Genomic DNA, 17,791 nt, shown 5'->3' with positions numbered 1-17,791 from the left:
CATGGTTGTGCCGATAGGAGAGATATTCGATGAGTGAGAGTTGCCCGGTTCTGACACCGGCTGAGCGGCAAATTCAGGACATATTGCAGCGCAAGGAAGCGGCGATGATGGCCACGATTCAAGCAGCGCTTGAGCGCGCCAGCAAAGAGGTTTCCGAGGCATTACAGGCCGCCGATTCAGACGTGCAGCCCCCGCCCCGCGACTATTTTGCCGCTGTCGCTCATCAGCAGCTCTTTCTGCTCTTATGCGGTGCCGACCCGGAAACATTCGAGGGCGGAGACCCCGACATCGCCGGCCACATCATTCGGAACGCGCAGAACATAACCGAGCACTACTGGAAGAAAAACGACATTGGGGCCAAAGTCACCAATAGGTGATACCAATCCGCGAAGCGAGGGTGTTGCGCGAAGCAATAGGTATGATCCTCCTTTGTAAGGAGCTACCGATCACGACCGCACTGCTTCGCTATTCCGCGTCACAGGCCCTTCATCATTCCCGGTTAAGCAGGCGCAAAATCCGGAGACTGGAATGGACCCCACCGCACAGATCAAACGCCCGAAGCTCGCAGAGACCGTCATTCACGCGACGGCGAGCGTAAGAGATTCGAATATCGGCAGATGCTGCGAAATTCTGGCTGACACCTCGCTGCACAATGTCGAACTCGGGAATTACTCCTATCTCGGTCAGCGATGCATGGTGGGGGATGCGATAATCGGAAAGTTCTGCGCAATCGCCGCGGAGGTCAGGATAGGCGCCCCGAACCATCCGATGAACCGGCCATCCATGCATCGCTTCAGCTGTTGCCCGGAATATTACTCCGCCGATGCGGTGCGTGACGACGGCTTTTTCGACCAGCGAAAGCAGGATCGCGCCATCATCGGCCACGACGTCTGGATCGGCCACGGGGTTATCGTCTTGCCGGGCGTAACAGTTGGAGACGGCGCGGTGCTTGCGGCCGGTGCCGTCGTCACCAAGGACGTGCCGCCCTACACCATCGTCGGCGGTGTACCAGCAAAAATTATCCGCGAGCGCTTTTCACGATCCATCGCGGAGAAGCTTGCCGCGATCGCCTGGTGGGACTGGCCCTTCGAGACGATCATGGCGCGGCTTGCGGACTTCCAGTCGAACGATATCGAAGCCTTTTGCGAGCGCTGGGCCTAACCTGCGCCGGAAGCGGACTTCTCCCCCGGCTTATTCGAACACGAACGCCAGCCGCTTGCCGGTCAGCTTCGCCAGCTGCTGCAAACGCCCGTCCAGCCGCTCGCCGGCGAAATCGCAATAATCATGCGGCACTACAAATTCCAGATCGATATCCGGACTGTCGGACTTGCGGAATTTGAGGTGATCAACGACGCCCGGCATCGACGCCGAGAACAGATAGACGACACGCAACAGACCGCCGAGCAATTTGCCAAGTTCCTGAAGGCGTTCGCCCGCCATGGCCGCGAGCGGCTCCGTCGTGCCGTTATCGTTCAGACCTTCAAAGCGATAATAATTGGCCAAAGCAATATAGGCGCGGCCGGGATGGGTGATCGCCACGAAGGACGAATGGGCGATGATGTTGAGCGCCTGAAGCCCGCGATAATCCGGATGGGCCCGCCAGCTGATATCAGCCAAGAGGCAGGCCGCCTGCCGGTACCGGCTTTCCTCTTCGGTCTCGTCGATGCCGAAGACCGGGAAGGTGCGGCCGCTCCAGTCAGCCAGTTCGCGTGCATGTTCCGGCGAGCGGGCGCGCAGAATGGCAAGCTCATCGGCCGCGACCAGCAGCGGATCGGATTCCTGTTCCGCTTCCGAAAGCAGCGAATAAAGATAACCTTCGCGCACGCCCTGCGCCGAGAAGGCGATCTTTGCCGGCTTCATCATTTTCAGAACCTCGCGCATGGCGATGGCGCCAAACGGCAGGAGCGAACGGCGGTTCTTGGACACAGCCTGCCAGGCCGGGTCCTTGCTATCCCGCGAAACGATGACCTCCTCGAGAAAATTCAGCATTTCCTCCAGCGGCAATTCATAACCCTGCATCATATGCAGCGGATAACCCGTGATTTCCATGTGCAGCTTGGCAATGTTTCGCCAGGTGCCGCCGACAGCATAGAAGGTACGCCCCTCTCCCGCTGCGAGAAGCTTGGAGAAATTCTTGACGTGCTTGCGGGCGATCGTCGCCGCTTTCTCCAGAGAACCGTCCGACTGCTCAGACAGCCGCAGGCCACCGAGAGGCAGGGTAATGCCCTCGCCGCAGCTCTTACCCTTGATATCGATAAGCTCGAGCGAACCGCCGCCGAGGTCGCCGGCAATGCCATCGGGATCGTGAAAACCGCTGATCACGCCATAGGCGGAATAAAGCGCTTCCTTCTCGCCTGAGAGTACCTCGATCTCGCAGCCGAGAATGGCTTCAGCCTCGCGAATGAAATCCGGCCCGTTTTCCGCTTCACGCGCTGCGGCTGTCGCCAGCACATAAAGCTTCTGCGCCTGCGCCTGCTCGGAGAGCACATGGAAGCGCCTCAGGGCCATCAGCGCCCGGCTGACGCCTTCCTCATGCATGCGGCCCGTCAGCGCCAGTCCCTTGCCAAGGCCGCACAGGACCTTTTCGTTGAACAGCACCGCGGGCGCGCGGGAAAGACCTTCATATACGACAAGACGAACGGAGTTCGAACCAATATCTATGACGGAAACGGGGGCAAGGCCGGTCAGCCGCCCCTGTGCTTCTGATCGAGTCATTCAGCCTGTTTCTTGCGGGACGAAATCAACCCGGCAATCAATTTGGGCGCACTGGATTTCAAGGCTTCACCACGTCCGGAAAGGCTGGGATTGGTCATGAAATAGTGCTGCGCGTTGAACGGTTCTTCGCCTTTACGCACCTCGATGCGCCTCGACGTTCCGTCCGCAAGTATCTCGTAGCTCTGCTGGTTGTCAATGAGATTGCCCAGCATAATCTGTGAAAGAACCTGCTCATGCACGGTGGGGTTGGTGAGCGGAACCAGCGTTTCCACGCGCCGGTCGAGGTTGCGCGGCATCATGTCGGCAGAGCCGATATAGACCAGCGCCTTGTCGGACGGCAGGCCGAAACCATTGCCGAAGCAGAAGATGCGGCTGTGTTCGAGGAAACGGCCGACGATGGATTTTACGCGGATATTGTCGGAGAGGCCGGGCACCTGCGGACGCAGGCAGCAGATGCCGCGGACGACCAGATCAATCTCCACGCCCGCCGCACTCGCGCGGTAAAGCGTATCGATAATCTCGGGGTCGACCAGCGAATTCATCTTCATCCAGATCGCCGCCGGCGCGCCGCGCTTGGCATGTTCGATCTCTTCATTGATGTGCTTCACGATGCGGGCGCGCAGCGTATAGGGCGAAATGGCGAGCTTCATGCCCTCCTCCGGTTCGCCGTAACCCGTGATGAAATTGAAGACATTCGCCATGTCATGGGCGATCTTCGGGTTGCAGGTGAAGAAGGAAAGGTCGGTGTAGATTTTCGCCGTGATCGGGTGATAGTTGCCGGTGCCGAGGTGGCAATAGGTTCTGAGCTTGCCGTCCTCGCGGCGCACCACCATCGACATCTTGGCATGGGTCTTGAGCTCGATGAAGCCAAACACAACCTGCACGCCGGCGCGCTCCAGATCGCGCGCCCAGCGGATGTTCGCCTCTTCATCGAAACGTGCCTTCAATTCGACCAGCGCGGTCACGGATTTACCGGCTTCCGCCGCATCAATCAGAGCACGAACGATCGGGCTGTCATTGGAGGTACGGTAAAGCGTCTGCTTGATGGCAAGCACTTCGGGATCGCGCGCCGCCTGCAACAGGAACTGCACAACCACGTCAAAGCTTTCATAGGGATGGTGAACCACCATGTCCTTTTCGCGGATGGCGGCGAGGCAATCGCCGGCATGTTCGCGCACGCGCTCGGGGAAACGGGCGTTGTAGGGCTCGAATTTCAGGTCGTCGCGCGGTGCGCGGACGATTTCCGAAATAGTGTTGAGCGCGAGCAGACCGGGCAGAACGGCGACGCGGTTATCCGGCACGCCAAGCTCATGGACCACGAACTGGCGCAAAGACGGCGGCATCTCGCTGTCGGTCTCGATACGGATAACGGAACCGCGGCGGCGGCGCTTCAGCGCGCTCTCGAAAAAGCGGACCAGATCTTCGGCCTCTTCCTCCACTTCGATATCGCTGTCCCTGATGATGCGGAACGTACCGAAGCCCCGGACGGTATAACCCGGATAAAGCCGGTGGATGAACAGGCCCACCACATCTTCCAGCGTGATGTAGCGGATGGCGTTCTTGTCATCAGGCAGGCGCACGAAACGGTCCAGCGCCGGCGGCAGGCGCAGCAGCGCCGTCATCGGCTCGCGGCCGTTGACGCTGTCAAGCTGCAGACCCATGGAAAAACCGAGGTTCGGAATGAAGGGGAAAGGGTGCGCGGGGTCGATGGAGAGCGGCGTGAGCACGGGGAACATGCGTTCCTCGAACTCCGTTTCCAGCCAGGTGCGGTCCGCGTCCGAAAGCGCTGCGGGGCGCACGATGAAGATTTCTTCCTTGGCGAGATATTGCTGCAGAACGGCGAGCGAGGCCTGCTGCTCCATCTGCAGATTGTCGATTTCTTTCAGAATATCTTCCAGCTGCTCAGCCGGCGTCTTGCCGTCAGGCGTCTTGACGGTGATCTTCTGGCGCACCTGGCCCTCAAGGCCGGCGACGCGGACCATGAAGAATTCATCGAGGTTGGCGGCCGAGATGGACAGGAAGCGCAGCCGCTCCAGAAGCGGGTGATCCGTGTTCAGCGTTTCCTCGAGAACGCGGCGGTTGAACTGCAGCCAGGAAAATTCGCGGTTGATGAAACGCGCCGGGCTGTCCCAGAGGTTCTCGCCCTCGGTCACCGGCTGAACCTTATTGAAGTCTTCCTGCGCGATAGCATCCATTCCCTGTTCCATCCCCTGGCCTATTTCCGTCCCGTGATCCTGCTGCATCGCGCGATCGTCCTTCTTGCCCGTATAACAGTTTGACGACGGAACTGTGACAGTCAATCAACGTCCAGTCCGCTATCCGCTCTCGCGTTGTCCATCGCATTAAGGACCTCGGCGACCAGCGGACGTGTAATCCTCGTTCCCCGGGCAAGCGCCAGCCGGTCGATCCGGTCAACGATCGTCTGCGCCGTATCCAGCGAACGCTCCATTCTATTGACGATGTAACCTATGAGTTTGTCATCCATGTAAAGCTGCCGGTCGGCAAAGAGCTTCACCAGCACCTGTGCCAGCAGCCCCTCATCCGGCTCGCCGGTTTCCACCACCGTTACGGCTTTCAGGCGCGAACGCAGGTCGGGCAAAGTCACTGGCCATGCAGCGGGCCATTGCCGGCTGGTCATCAAAAGTGTCGTGCCGTGCTGGCGCACGCTGTTGATGACATGGAAGAGTTCGGTCTCGTCAAAACCGCGCCGGTCGGCGTCCTCGAAAAGGACCGGTCCCGTTTCGGCCGCACGCGCGGCATCGGAGCCCGTCTGGGGGTGAATGTCGCGCGCGTCGCTGATATTTTTCCAGATATTGGCGAGATGCGATTTTCCCGAACCCGGCGGCCCGGCCAGCACGACGACGGGCGAGCGCCAGTTCGGCCATTCATCGATGAGGCTGACGGCAGCCGCAAGCGATGCGGAAACGAGGAGATCCTCCCGGCCGGAAGCGGACTGGTGCGAGAATGCGAGCGGCAGCTGCTCGGCCTTCGACCGGGCGTTGTCGGTTTTGATTTGGTCGGTCATTGTCAGCTCTGAGAGTCAATCTTGCCGGCGGGCGCTTCCCTTTCTTCCACGGCGGGGTTGGCGTCCCATGGAAGATTGGCGGCGTGCCCGTGGTAAAGATCGCTTTCAAGATACCGCGACAAAGCGAAGCGGACAAGCACGCCGACAGCAGCGGCAGCGGGAACGGCGACCAGAAGCCCGACAAAACCGAAAAGCGCACCGAAGGCGAAGAGCGCGAACATCAACCAGACCGGATGCAGGCCAACACTTTTACCGACAAGCTTCGGCTGCAGGATGTTGCCTTCGATGAACTGGCCGGAAAAGAACACGACGAGCGTCAGGAAGACATAGATATAGTCCGGCCAGAACTGCACGATGGCCACACCGACCGCGAGTATGAGGCCGACCATGGAGCCGATATAGGGAACGAAGCTGATGAGGCCGGAGAAAAGGCCGATCAGCAGGCCGAAATTCAGGCCCACCAAGGACAGGCCGACGGCATAATAGACCCCGAGAATGAGGCAGAGCGACCCCTGCCCGCGCACGAAGCCGGCAATCGTCTTGTCCATGTCGCGGGCGATCTGGCGCACGGTATGCACATAGTCACGCGGAATCCAGCTATCGACCTTGTCAATCATCCGGTCCCAGTCCAGCAGCAGGTAAAAAGCGACAACGGGCGTGACGACCAGAAGCGACACGACGTCTACAAGCGATTTGCCGGAATTCCAGATCTGCGTCAGAAGCGTGCCGATGAAACCGGCCCCCTCCGTCAGAAGCTTTGAAAAGTTCTCCTTTACCGAGTTGATCTGGCTGCTCACCCAATCGGGAAGAAGATTGGTATCGGCGCCGGCGATCAGCTGCTGCAACGAGGAGATATATTGCGGGATGCGTGTGATGAATTCCGAAGCCTGGGCGGCTATCAACGGAATGATGATGATGAGCGACAGCGCAAAGATCAGCACGAAGGAAACGAGGATGACGACGGTCGCCATCAACCGGCTCAAGCCCCGCCGCTCAAGCCAGTCGGCCACGGGATCGAGAAAATAGGCAAGCGCCATGCCCGCCACGAAGGGCAGCAGGATGGAGCTGAAAACCATCAGGAAAACGACAAAGACGGCAAGCACGCCGATCCAGAAAAACACCTGCCGGCGCAGGCTCGTGCCGCTCACATGTGGTTGCATCCGTTCATCCTTCTGTCGCCGTGCCGTCATCGCCCATCATGGAGATAGGATGTGCGTGGGTACATGGTCAAGACTGCATTGGCAAAGGCTTGGATGGCGCGGAAAAAGCCGCCATTGCGGAATACTCAGTCCTACCTTCGCCGCATGGCGCCAAATGATGCCGGAAGCAGGCGCCGCCAAACGCCAAAGCCGTTAAAATCAGGAGCTTTTGCCACTCAAACCCTTGCATCAGGCCCCGTCCCGTGCGAATGGCGACGCCAAAGGAACCAGCGGAGACGAGAGCCATGAGCCAGTCGGGCAAGAACGGTCTTACCTATAGTGATGCGGGTGTGGATATCGACGCCGGCAACCTGATGGTCGAGAAGATCAAACCGGCGGTGCGCTCGACGCGACGTCCCGGTGCGGATGGCGAAATCGGCGGCTTTGGCGGCCTGTTCGATCTGAAGGCCGCAGGCTTTACCGATCCGGTTCTGGTGGCCGCCAATGACGGCGTCGGCACCAAGCTGAAGATCGCTATCGATGCTGACTATCACGACACCGTCGGCATCGACCTCGTCGCCATGTGCGTCAACGATCTCGTCGTTCAGGGCGCAGAGCCACTGTTCTTCCTCGATTATTTCGCCACCGGCAAGCTCGATCCCGACCAGGGTGCTGCCATCGTCTCCGGCATTGCCGCCGGTTGCCGCGAATCCGGTTGTGCGCTGATCGGCGGCGAAACCGCTGAAATGCCCGGCATGTACTCCGATGGCGACTACGATCTCGCCGGTTTTGCCGTGGGTGCGGCCGAACGCGGCCAGCTTCTGCCGGCCGGCGATATTGCCGAAGGCGACGTCATTCTCGGCCTGTCCTCCTCCGGCGTCCACTCCAACGGCTTTTCGCTGGTGCGCAAGATCGTATCGATCTCCGGCCTCGACTGGAGCGCTGCCGCTCCCTTCGCCGAGGGCAAGAAGCTCGGCGAAGCGCTGCTGACACCGACCCGCATCTATGTGAAGCCGCTTCTGAAGGCGATCCGCGAAACCGGTGCACTGAAGGCGCTGGCGCACATTACCGGCGGCGGTTTCCCGGAGAATATTCCGCGCGTTCTGCCCAAGCATCTCGCTGCCGAGATCGATCTTGCCGCAATCAAGGTTCCGGCCGTCTTCTCCTGGCTTGCGAAAACCGGCGGTGTCGAAGCCAATGAAATGCTGCGCACCTTCAATTGCGGCGTCGGCATGATCGTCGTGGTTTCGGCTGAAAATGCGGAAAAGGTTACGAACGTGCTCACAGCCGAAGGCGAAACCGTCTTCCCGCTCGGCCGCATGGTCGCCCGCGAAGAAGGAGCACATGGCACGATCTACAAGGGCACTCTCGGCCTATGATGAGCGCCGCCTTGTCGTCCGGCCGTAAACGTGTCGTCGTTTTCATCTCCGGCAGCGGCTCCAACATGGTGTCGCTGGCCAAGGCCTGTCAGGCGAAGGATTTTCCGGCTGAAATTGCCTGCGTGATCTCTGACAAGGCGTCTGCGGGCGGCCTTGAGAAGGCGCGGGATCTGGGTATCCCGACGCTGGTCTTCGAACGCAAAACCTATGGCAGCAAGGCCGAACATGAAGGCGCCATTCTGGCCGCGCTTGGGGAGATCGCGCCTGATATCATCTGCCTGGCCGGTTACATGCGGCTGATCTCGGGGGATTTCATTGCTCCCTATGAAGGCCGGATTATCAATATCCACCCTTCCCTCTTGCCGCTCTTTCCAGGCCTGCACACCCATCAGCGCGCCATCGACAGCGGCATGAAGATTTCCGGCTGCACCGTGCATTTCGTCACCGAAGGCATGGATGAAGGCCCGACCATCGCGCAGGGCGCGGTCCCGGTGCTTTCCGACGACACGGCCGATACGCTAGCGGCACGCATTCTGACCGTCGAGCACCAGCTTTACCCGCTGACGTTGAAGCGGCTCGCGGAAGGCAAAGTGCGGATGGAGGGCGGCAAAGCCATCTCCACGGACAAAGAAAGTAAATCAGAGTATTCAAGCCTGATTTCCGCTGTCTGATAAAGTTATTCCTAAAGTACAAAAATAAATCAGAGGTGGTATTTCCGGGAAAATAAACCGATCATTTACCATAATCACCTTTAATGCCCGCAACGGCCCCTACGTCAGGCCCTCCGGTCATTCAGGAGCGATTATGCCATTTTCGAGATTTTCCCTGCCGCTTTCGGCAATTGTACTGATAGGCGCGAGCCTGCCGCTCGCCGCAGAAGAAAGCGGCATCACAGCCTCATTGGATGCCGGCGTTCTCAATCTCCGCGCGACGGAAACCGTTCATATCGGCGGCAGAAAGCTGAGCGAACTGGAATGGGAAACGAAAAACGCCATGGCGTTACGCGGCTCCCTCGGGCTTGAGCTTGCACCCGGCTGGCGCGTCAAGGCGGAAGGCCGCGTCGGCTTCGAAGGCGACGGCTATATGACAGATTACGACTGGATATGGCCTTTTTCCAGGGATAGCTCCAAGGACAATTGGAGCCACCGTTCCCAGCACGACGATACCCGGCTCGACCATTATTTCTCGGGAAGTCTTGAACTCAATCGCATGTTGCTGGACGATCCCCAGCAATATCTGAGCGCCGGTGTCGGCTTCCGTTACACGGATGTGCAATGGTCTGCCTATGGCGGCAAAGGCGTCTACAGCCTTTTCTCACCACGAGACGTGAGCGTCAGATTTAATGATGACGTCAAAGGCATCACCTACCGTCAGCAAATCCCGGTTTTCTACGGTAACCTGACCGGCGGCCAGAGGTTCGGCAACTGGTCACTGAATGCCGGCCTCGAAGGCGGCGCGATGGTTTATGGCAAGGCAACCGACGACCATCATCTCCGCGACATGCGCTTCACCGACAAATTCGATGTTGCGGGCATGTTCGGCGTGAAGGCAGGCGTTGCCTACGACCTCACCGAAAATGCTTCGATCTATCTCGACGGCGCGTATGACTATACCAGCCTCGGGCGTGGAGACACCCACTATAGCGGCGCAGGCGCCGGAAGCCTGTCATCGGAAAAGAATGCCGGCGGCGGTGACTTGCAGTCGATTTTCGTGGGAATGGGTGTGAAAGGGCGTTTCTAGGGACGCGGTGATTTTAAGGTGGAAGCGAAGCATACGGCGTTCGCAGCAAGGAAAAGCCGTCTAGAGGGGGTAAGCAATAAGCATACCCCTCCTCTTGGGAACTCACAGAAGTCATAGTGATTGACTTATTATTTTCATCGGCCTTACTTTATAGTTTCTACGCATTATTTTTCGCAAATTGGCATTAATTTCATTCTCATTCTAAAAACTTAGGTGATTTAAGATGAAAAACTTTGACATAATTTCCACGTTTTGCGCGACGGCATTTGCAATCTCCGCTGTGATGGTGGCACCGGTAAACGCAGCCGAGAAATTTGCCACCAAAGCTGAGTTTATCGCAGCTGCCGCTGGAAAAAATCTCACGACCAAGACAAAAAAAGGTGAGACGTTTACAGCGACTTACGACGCCAATGGTCAGGGAAAGTTTGCCATTGCAGGCAAAACCTCTGGCGATTTCAGCTGGACGTTCAAGGGCGATACCTTATGCTCTGAATTCAAGTCGATGAAGTTCAAGGAATGCAACAAAGTCGTGGTGGCAAGTGCGACTGAGCTGAAGTTCCTGGATGCTAAATCCGGTAGCCTCAATAACATCTACAGCGTGAAATAGGTCTAGCTGTCTGCTTAAGATAAAAGGGCGCTGATCAGCCTGTCTTTAAGCGAGCCCGGTTCAACATCGCCCATTGAAGCAATATGATCGTCTTGGAATCCGTGATTTCACCTGAGGCGATCATCGCGAAGGCCTCGTCGAGACCATAGGTCAGAACCTCCAGATCCTCGCCTTCATCCTCGAGCCCGCCGCCATCGCCGGCTTGCACGTCGAGGTCGATGCGGGCGACGAAGAGGCTGACCTTTTCCGTCAGCGTGCCGGGGCTTGCATACATGTCGAAGAGGTACTCGACCTTTTCGACAGCGTAACCGGATTCTTCCATCGCCTCGCGGCGAATGGCATCGGCGGCATCGTCGTCATCGAGAAGCCCCGCCGGCACCTCGATCATGAAGCTCGGATCGCCGTTCACGAAAGCGGCGGGGCGGAACTGGCGCACCATCACCACGCTGTCGCGTTTAACGTCATAAAGAAGAATGGCGGCGGCGCTGCCGTGGTCATGCACTTCCCGCACGATGCGCATTGTCCTGCCATCCGGCATGCGCTGATCGAAAACGAGCTTCTGCATGTGCACGAAGCCCTTCCATACCGTTTCCTTTTCCACCAGCCGGATTCTACCGGCATCCATGTCGGCCGGTACGTCTTTCGCCTGCGTCTGTGTCACCGGATATGTCCTTGCCTGTCGTGGGATTGTTTCAGACTGCCCGTGTTGCGGTGCAATATCAAGCCTCGCCGGTCGCGTCATCGCGGCGGAGCCACACCTTGTTGTCATGGAACGCCGCACCGCCATAGGGGGCAACGGCATCGGCGCCGGTCAGAACATTGATGCCCTCGCCGTCCAGATGGGCCTTGTTCGGCCACAGCCCCTCAGCAATCAGCACGCCCGGCCTTGCACCTTCCACGATTTTTGCATGGAGACGTACTTCGCCGCGGCCATTGCCGATGCGAATGATATCGCCATCGGTGATATCGTTGGCGGCCGCATCCTCGGGGCAGACCATCAATTCCGGGCGACCTTCCTTCTGAACGGAGGTTTTGGTTTCCGCGAAGGTGGAGTTCAGGAAGTTGCGCGCCGGTGAGGTCGCCAGCCGGAAGGGATGGTCCGCATCCGCAACCTCGATGACATCGACCTGATCGGGGAATTTCGGAAACTCCAACACCGGCCCCATGACACCGATGTTCTTCGGTGGCTTGTTCGGAGAGGGCCCGGTTGCCCAGTCGGGACTGAAGCGGAACTTTCCGTCGCCGTAACCAAAGCCCTCGAGATAATGCGCGACCTCGAAGGGTGGCTGCGCATCGATCCATTTCTCTTCCGCCAGGCTCTCGAAATCGCCCCAGCCGCTGACTTTCAGCATACGATCGACATGCTCGCGGGCCGAAAGGCCAAAGCCCGGCATATGGTCGATACCGAGGCGTTTCGCCAGCTCCTCGATGACGAAGAGATTGGTGCGCACCGTTTCCGGCGGCTCCACCAGTTTGGGCCCGAGCAGAATGTGGTTCTGACCGCCGGCGCGGTAGAGATCGTCGTGTTCAAGGAACATGGTGGCGGGCAGCACGATATCGGCCATGTCGGCCGTTTCCGTCATGAACTGCTCGTGCACCGCAACAAAGAGATCATCGCGCAGGAAGCCCTGCTTCACCAATCGCTGCTCTGGCGCGACATTGACGGGATTGGTGTTCTGGATGAGCAGCGCCGTCACCGGACCGCCATGGCGCAGCGCCTCGGCGTCCCCCGTCAGCACACGGCCGATCTGCGACTGGTCGAGCTGGCGCACCTCGGGGTCGGCGTAAGAACTGCCCATCAGCTCCGCTTTGTTCAGCCGGAAGATGTCGCCATTGTTGTGGAACGCGCCGCCGCCCTCATATTGCCAGGAGCCGAGAACCGTGGCTATAGACAGCGCCGCATGCATGGCGACCGCACCATTGCGCTGGCGGGCAAAACCATACCCCAGACGGAAAAATGTCTTCTTCGTCGTGCCGACAAGCCGCGCGAAAGCCTCGATCTCATCAACCGAAAGACCCGTGATCTCGGAGGCCCATTGCGGCGTCTTCGACTTCAGATGTGCTTCAAGCCCGGCTGGATCGTCGGCGAAACGCGTCATGTAATCGCGGTCGGCATAACCGTCACGGAAGGCGATGTGCATGACGGCGCAGGCCAGTGCGGCATCAGTTCCGGGGCGGACGACCAGGCGCATATCCGCCTGTTTCATGGTCGGATTGTCGTAGATGTCGACCACGACGATCTTCGCGCCGCGTTCCTTGCGCGCCTTGACCGCATGGGTCATGACATTGACCTGCGTGGCCACCGCATTGGTGCCCCAGATGACGACGACATCGGCCTTGGCAATCTCGCGCGGATCCGGCCCACGCAGGGCGCCCGTGCCCATCACATAGCCGGTCCAGGCCATGTTGGTGCAGATCGAACCGAAAAAGCCGGAATATTTCTTGGCGTGGCGCAGCCGCTCGATGGAATCGCGCTGCACCTGCCCCATCGTGCCGGCGTAAAAATAGGGCCAGATGGCCTCCGCACCATGACGGGCTTCCGCCTTTACGAAAGCGTCCGCGACCTCGTCCAGCGCCGCTTCCCAGGAGATTTCCTGCCAGTCGCCGGCACCCTTTGCGCCCTTGCGGCGCTTCGGGGTCAGCAGACGACCGGGATGGTAGATGCGCTCGGAATACCGCGCCACCTTGGCGCAGATGACGCCGGCGGTATATGTATTGGCATTGGCGCCGCGCACACGGCCGATGCGGCCATCGGCATTGATATCGACCTCCAGCGCGCAGGCGCTCGGACAGTCATGCGGACAGACCGTGTGTCCGATACGGACTTCGGCCTTCGGGGCGGCTTTTTCAGCGGAAATCGGGGTCGCAACGTTCATGTCTTTTGTATATTGCATCAACGATGCGGCAAAAAGGCCGAAGTGACGTCCATCAAGAATATTCATCCTGGCCATCCGTCCGGGTAAACGGCAAGCGAGACACATCCATGAACTACCGCCACATCTATCACGCCGGCAATTTCGCGGATGTCCTCAAACATGCCGTGCTTGCCCGCCTCGTGCGCTACCTGCAGAACAAGGACAAGGCATTCCGGGTACTGGATACCCATGCCGGCATTGGTCTTTACGACCTGACCTCCGAAGAGGCGCAGAAGACCGGCGAATGGCAGACCGGCATCGGCAAGCTGATGGAAGGCGATCTGCCCGCGCCCATCGCCGAATTGCTGGAGCCCTATCTTGCCGCCGTAAAGGAACTCAATCCCGAAGGCGGCGTGAAATTCTATCCCGGTTCGCCGAAACTCGCACGTATGCTGTTTCGCCCGCAGGACCGGCTTTCGGCCATGGAACTGCACCCGGATGACAGTCGCGCACTGGCGCGGCTATTCGAGGGTGATTATCAGGTGCGCATCACCGAACTGGATGGCTGGCTGTCACTCGGCGCGCATCTGCCACCCAAGGAAAAGCGCGGTCTCGTTCTCGTTGATCCGCCGTTTGAGTTGGAGAACGAATATCAGCGGCTGGCCGATGGTTTGAACAAGGCCTATCGCCGATTTTCCACCGGCACCTATTGCCTGTGGTACCCGCTGAAGAAAGGCGCGCCGATCAAGGATTTCCACGAGAGGCTGCAATCCTTCGAGATTCCGAAGATGCTGTGCGCGGAACTCTCCGTCAGAAGCGACAGGCTGGATGGCCTGAGCGGTTCCGGACTCATCATCGTCAATCCGCCCTATACGTTGAAGGAGGAGCTGCATGTGCTGTTGCCCTACCTCAAGACGGCGCTTGCCCAGGACAGGTTCGCCTCCCAGCGTGCCTTCTGGCTGCGCGGCGAGGAGAAGCCTGAGGAGGATTGAAGGGCTATCGCAGCCCTTCCCTTTTTTGTGCCGCCGCCAGCTGTGATCGTTCGAAGAACAGGATCACGAACAGCGCCATGATGAAGGGGATGATGAGGTAGAACAGGCGGAACACCAGAAGTGCGGCGATGACGTCCGCGGGGTTCATATCCGGCAGTCCGGTGACGAAAACCAGTTCCAGCACGCCGAGCCCGCCCGGCGCATGCGAGATGAGCGCGGCCGAAAAAGACACCAGAAAAATGCCGAGAATGATCATGTAACCGGGATTTCCGGCCTCCGGCAAAGCGAAATAGATGATGCCGGCCGCGCCGATCAGCTCGATCGGGCCGATGACGAGTTGTTGCGCCACCAGCTTCGGCACGGGATATGGCAGCACGAAGGAGCCGATTTTCAGCGGCTTCAGCCTCAGCAGGCTGCCGATGACATACAGGCTGACGAAGACAAGCAGCACGATGCCCGTCGTCGTCGAGGCTTCGACGGGCAGGATGCCGGTGAATCGTTCGGTGATGTCAGGCTCGTATAATAGCACCAGGCCGATCAGCATGATCGTGCCGATAAGGAATGTGAAGGAGCAGAGGCCGACAAGGATGCCCACTTCCGCAACACTCAGCCCCTTGGAGGTATAGGCCCGGTATCGCACCACGGCACCCGAAAATACGGATGCCCCGACATTGTGGGACAGCGCATAGGTGGTGAAAGAGGTGAGTGTGATGAAGAACCAGTTCACCTTGCGGCCAAGATGCTGCAGCGCGATGCGGTCGTAACCGGCAAGTGCTGCATAGGCCAGCAGGGTTGCAAGGCCCGAACACAGCCAGTCCCGCACGCGAATGGCTTTCAGGCTGTCCCAGAGATCATCAAGCGACAGGCCACGCAATTCGTGGAAGAGCAACCAGGCGGAAAAGCCGATCGTCGCGAAACCGACGACGGGCCAGATGTATTTTTTGAATTTCATGCGGTCATGCCGCCTATTTCCTCCAGCCTGGCCCTATCCCCTCTTCCGTCTTTCGCGGAAGATTCGGTCGACTCTATTCGTTATGCGGCGAAGCTTTCAACCTTTTTGCCCGTTTGCCTCGTTCACAAATTTATGTAAGACCGGATCGTCGCCCGATGGCGATGTGAGCTGGTCCATTTTCCGGGGAACATGCACGGAATGAAACGTTATGCGGGTTTCATCGCCTTGGGTCTTCTGTCGCTTGCAGCGCTGTGGTTTGCACAGGAAAAACCCGCCACAAGAGGACCGGTGAACGACCGGCAGACGACCGGTCAGCAGCAACCCGCCGAACTGCCGCAACAGAATAGAGCCCGTCAGAATTCGGATAGCACATCAGCCCCTCGTGGCGCCGGTTTCGATTTCTACGTGCTGTCGCTGTCATGGTCACCGGCCTTCTGCGCAAGCTCCGAAGGTTCCGGCAACCGCCAGCAATGCGGTGGCGACAGGCGTTACGGTTTCGTGGTGCACGGTCTGTGGCCGCAGAATGAAAACGGTTATCCGGAATTCTGCCGAAGCAGTGAACCGGACCGGGTTCCAGATGCGATCGGCCGCAGCCTGTTCGACATCATGCCGTCCATGGGCCTGATCGGCCACCAGTGGCGCAAGCATGGCTCCTGCTCCGGCCTGTCGCAGAAGGACTATTTTGCGGCGACACGCGCGGCGTTCCAGGCCATCAGGTTGCCGGGGAAAATTTCCTCTGGCGCCCAGGCCAATACGCTCTCCGCCGATGCCATCGAAACCGCCTTCACCGACGCCAATCCGGGCCTGTCGAAACGCGGCGTCTCGATCAGCTGTGACGGCAGCCGTCTTGAGGAAGTGCGCATCTGCCTCAACAAGGATCTCACATTCCGCGATTGCCCCGAGCTTGACCGCAAGGGCTGCCGCGCGAGCTCAACCGAAATCATCCCTATCCGCTGATCATCCGATACCAAACCCATAGGATTTCACCATGGAACTGCTTTATTCGCCCGCCTCCCCCTACTCCGCCAAGGTGCGCATGGCCGCACGCCATCTCGACATCGATGTCGCCTCCGTGCGCGTCGACACCAATGCGGAACCGGCCACGCTGATGGACAATAATCCGCTCGGCAAAATCCCGGTTCTGCTGCTGGACGATGGAGGCTCGGTCTATGACAGCGTGGCAATCATGCATTATCTCGACCGCCTTTCGGGCGGCAAGCTGTACCCCAAGAAGAACGGCAAGCGCACGGAAGTGGAAATCCTGGAAGCTCTGTGCGACGGCATCATGGATTGCCTACTCGCCATCGTTTACGAGCGGCGTTTCCGCCCGGAAGAGAAAATCCACCAGCCTTGGATCGACAAGCAGTGGAGCAAGGTCGTCCGCGGGCTCGACCATCTCAACGCCAACCTGCCGAAAACCGGCAAGAAACTGCATGGCGGCCATTTCGCCCTTGCGGCGATGATCGGTTATCTCGACTTGCGTTTTGCCGGCGAGTGGGCGGAGGGACGCGATGCGCTGGCAGGCTGGCCGGAAATCTTCGGCAAGCGTTTCGAAGCCTATACGGAAATGAAGGCTGCGGCCTGACGTCAGGCGAGCAGGATGCCCGGCTTAGTCGGTCGGGCATCACTTCTGATGGCGAATCCCAAAAGCAAAAAAGCCGGGGCATGACCCCGGCTTTTCTTTGACCGATCCGAAAAGGATCAGAACTTGACGCCGATACCGGCCTTGACGGCGTGATCGTCGTAACCACGCGAGAAGGCGCCGGAGTCGAGGCTGTAGTCCTTCTTCTGGTAGTCGCTGTAGCGATATTCCAGACGAGCGGTGATGTTGTCGGTCACCATGGCTTCTACACCGGCACCAACAGTGTAACCGAGAGCGGTGGCGCTGTCCTTGGAGGTCGCGTCACGCACCTTGTTGTCGGAAACTGCGAGACCAGCCGTGCCGTAGAGCAGGAACGGGTTCATATCGTAACCGACGCGGGCACGCAGCGAGCCGTTGACGCCCTGCTTGCCTTCGACGGCGCGACCTGCAACCGTACCGGCAGAACCCTTCTCGTCACCGAGATTGATGTCGGCTTCACCACCGTAAACGATCTGGCCGTTCTGCATGTTGTAACCGCCGTACAGACCGCCGCCGAAGCCCTTGGCATCGCGACCGTTGTCGCTGGAGCTGAAACGGCCCCAGTCATAGTTGACGGTACCACCGAGGTAGGCGCCGGACCAATCCTTGACCGCGGCGGGCTGGTCGTAGGCTACCGGTGCCTGCGGCACTTCATTTACGGCGTCAGCGGCGTGAGCAGCCGAAAAGCCGGCGGCTGCAATGGTCGAAGCCATAAGGGTTGCTACGAAAATACGCATGTTATTCTCCTTTCAGGGCCGCTCTGTAC

17 protein-coding genes are annotated in these 17,791 nt (G+C 59.1%); 9 read left to right on the top strand and 8 right to left on the bottom strand.

Features of this window, described 5'->3' with window-relative positions; translation table 11 throughout:
* Window positions 1-29: 29 nt before the first annotated feature.
* Window positions 30-377: a hypothetical protein gene (locus ACFVTJ_RS08685; protein WP_386906408.1), complete on the top strand. Its 348-nt coding sequence runs from the start codon at window positions 30-32 to the stop codon at window positions 375-377.
* 151 nt (window positions 378-528) lie between these two features.
* Window positions 529-1,161, top strand: coding sequence for a DapH/DapD/GlmU-related protein (locus tag ACFVTJ_RS08680; protein WP_386906406.1), 633 nt, complete (start codon window positions 529-531; stop codon window positions 1,159-1,161).
* Between the two features lie 30 nt (window positions 1,162-1,191).
* Here ACFVTJ_RS08680 and ppx read toward each other — a convergent pair whose 3' ends face one another.
* The 4 genes from ppx to ACFVTJ_RS08660 are packed head-to-tail and all read right to left on the bottom strand — an operon-like array spanning window position 1,192 to window position 6,900.
* Window positions 1,192-2,715, bottom strand: coding sequence for an exopolyphosphatase (gene ppx, locus ACFVTJ_RS08675; protein WP_386906404.1), 1,524 nt, complete (start codon window positions 2,713-2,715; stop codon window positions 1,192-1,194).
* Entirely contained in the window at window positions 2,712-5,015 is a 2,304-nt protein-coding gene (locus tag ACFVTJ_RS08670) for an RNA degradosome polyphosphate kinase (protein ID WP_386906403.1), read from the bottom strand. The genes ppx and ACFVTJ_RS08670 overlap by 4 nt, the downstream gene beginning before the upstream one ends.
* Window positions 5,012-5,740 carry a DnaA regulatory inactivator HdaA gene (gene hdaA / locus ACFVTJ_RS08665; RefSeq protein WP_386906401.1) on the bottom strand — a complete coding sequence of 243 codons (729 nt, stop codon included), beginning with the start codon at window positions 5,738-5,740 and terminating at the stop codon, window positions 5,012-5,014. Before hdaA ends, ACFVTJ_RS08670 begins: the two co-directional genes overlap by 4 nt.
* 2 nt (window positions 5,741-5,742) lie before the next feature.
* A complete protein-coding gene (locus tag ACFVTJ_RS08660) occupies window positions 5,743-6,900 on the bottom strand; it encodes an AI-2E family transporter (RefSeq protein ID WP_386906399.1) in 1,158 nt (385 codons plus the stop codon).
* Between the two features lie 284 nt (window positions 6,901-7,184).
* Here ACFVTJ_RS08660 and purM point away from each other — a divergent pair, with 284 nt between their 5' ends.
* The 4 genes from purM (at window position 7,185) to ACFVTJ_RS08640 (ending at window position 10,605) form a co-directional block, all read left to right on the top strand.
* On the top strand, window positions 7,185-8,258 hold the full coding sequence (gene purM / locus ACFVTJ_RS08655) for a phosphoribosylformylglycinamidine cyclo-ligase (RefSeq protein ID WP_386906397.1): 1,074 nt from the start codon (window positions 7,185-7,187) through the stop codon (window positions 8,256-8,258).
* Window positions 8,255-8,929 carry a phosphoribosylglycinamide formyltransferase gene (gene purN, locus ACFVTJ_RS08650; RefSeq protein WP_386906395.1) on the top strand — a complete coding sequence of 225 codons (675 nt, stop codon included), beginning with the start codon at window positions 8,255-8,257 and terminating at the stop codon, window positions 8,927-8,929. Before purM ends, purN begins: the two co-directional genes overlap by 4 nt.
* A 133-nt stretch (window positions 8,930-9,062) precedes the next feature.
* Entirely contained in the window at window positions 9,063-9,998 is a 936-nt protein-coding gene (locus tag ACFVTJ_RS08645; RefSeq protein WP_386906393.1) for an omptin family outer membrane protease, read from the top strand.
* 223 nt (window positions 9,999-10,221) lie between these two features.
* Window positions 10,222-10,605, top strand: coding sequence for a hypothetical protein (locus ACFVTJ_RS08640; protein WP_386906391.1), 384 nt, complete (start codon window positions 10,222-10,224; stop codon window positions 10,603-10,605).
* 34 nt (window positions 10,606-10,639) lie between these two features.
* Here the strand turns inward: ACFVTJ_RS08640 and ACFVTJ_RS08635 are convergent, their stop codons facing one another.
* Together ACFVTJ_RS08635 and ACFVTJ_RS08630 are read right to left on the bottom strand one after the other, a co-directional pair.
* On the bottom strand, window positions 10,640-11,266 hold the full coding sequence (locus tag ACFVTJ_RS08635) for an NUDIX domain-containing protein (protein ID WP_386906389.1): 627 nt from the start codon (window positions 11,264-11,266) through the stop codon (window positions 10,640-10,642).
* Between the two features lie 58 nt (window positions 11,267-11,324).
* A complete protein-coding gene (locus ACFVTJ_RS08630; protein WP_386906388.1) occupies window positions 11,325-13,547 on the bottom strand; it encodes a molybdopterin-dependent oxidoreductase in 2,223 nt (740 codons plus the stop codon).
* A gap of 41 nt (window positions 13,548-13,588) precedes the next feature.
* Between ACFVTJ_RS08630 and ACFVTJ_RS08625 the strand changes: the two genes are divergently transcribed.
* Window positions 13,589-14,452 carry a 23S rRNA (adenine(2030)-N(6))-methyltransferase RlmJ gene (locus ACFVTJ_RS08625; RefSeq protein ID WP_386906387.1) on the top strand — a complete coding sequence of 288 codons (864 nt, stop codon included), beginning with the start codon at window positions 13,589-13,591 and terminating at the stop codon, window positions 14,450-14,452.
* A gap of 4 nt (window positions 14,453-14,456) precedes the next feature.
* On the opposite strand, the gene ACFVTJ_RS08620 is transcribed toward ACFVTJ_RS08625, so the two are convergent.
* Entirely contained in the window at window positions 14,457-15,404 is a 948-nt protein-coding gene (locus ACFVTJ_RS08620) for a lysylphosphatidylglycerol synthase domain-containing protein (protein WP_386906385.1), read from the bottom strand.
* A 198-nt stretch (window positions 15,405-15,602) separates the two neighbouring features.
* On the opposite strand from ACFVTJ_RS08620, the gene ACFVTJ_RS08615 reads away from it, so the two are divergent.
* Window positions 15,603-16,361, top strand: a complete 759-nt coding sequence (locus ACFVTJ_RS08615; RefSeq protein ID WP_386906383.1) for a ribonuclease — start codon at window positions 15,603-15,605, stop codon at window positions 16,359-16,361.
* Window positions 16,362-16,392: 31 nt separating this feature from the next.
* Window positions 16,393-16,989: a glutathione S-transferase gene (locus ACFVTJ_RS08610; protein ID WP_386906381.1), complete on the top strand. Its 597-nt coding sequence runs from the start codon at window positions 16,393-16,395 to the stop codon at window positions 16,987-16,989.
* A 116-nt stretch (window positions 16,990-17,105) separates the two neighbouring features.
* Here ACFVTJ_RS08610 and ACFVTJ_RS08605 read toward each other — a convergent pair whose 3' ends face one another.
* Window positions 17,106-17,762 (bottom strand): outer membrane protein, encoded by a 657-nt coding sequence (locus tag ACFVTJ_RS08605; RefSeq protein WP_386906379.1) that lies wholly within the window; start codon window positions 17,760-17,762, stop codon window positions 17,106-17,108.
* Between the last annotated feature and the right edge of the window lie 29 nt (window positions 17,763-17,791).

Source organism: Agrobacterium sp. NPDC058088 (genome assembly GCF_042885035.1).
Lineage (GTDB): Bacteria > Pseudomonadota > Alphaproteobacteria > Rhizobiales > Rhizobiaceae > Agrobacterium.
The sequence above is the reverse complement of the archived record's forward strand: the minus strand, read 5'-3'. Positions and strand labels throughout refer to the sequence as shown.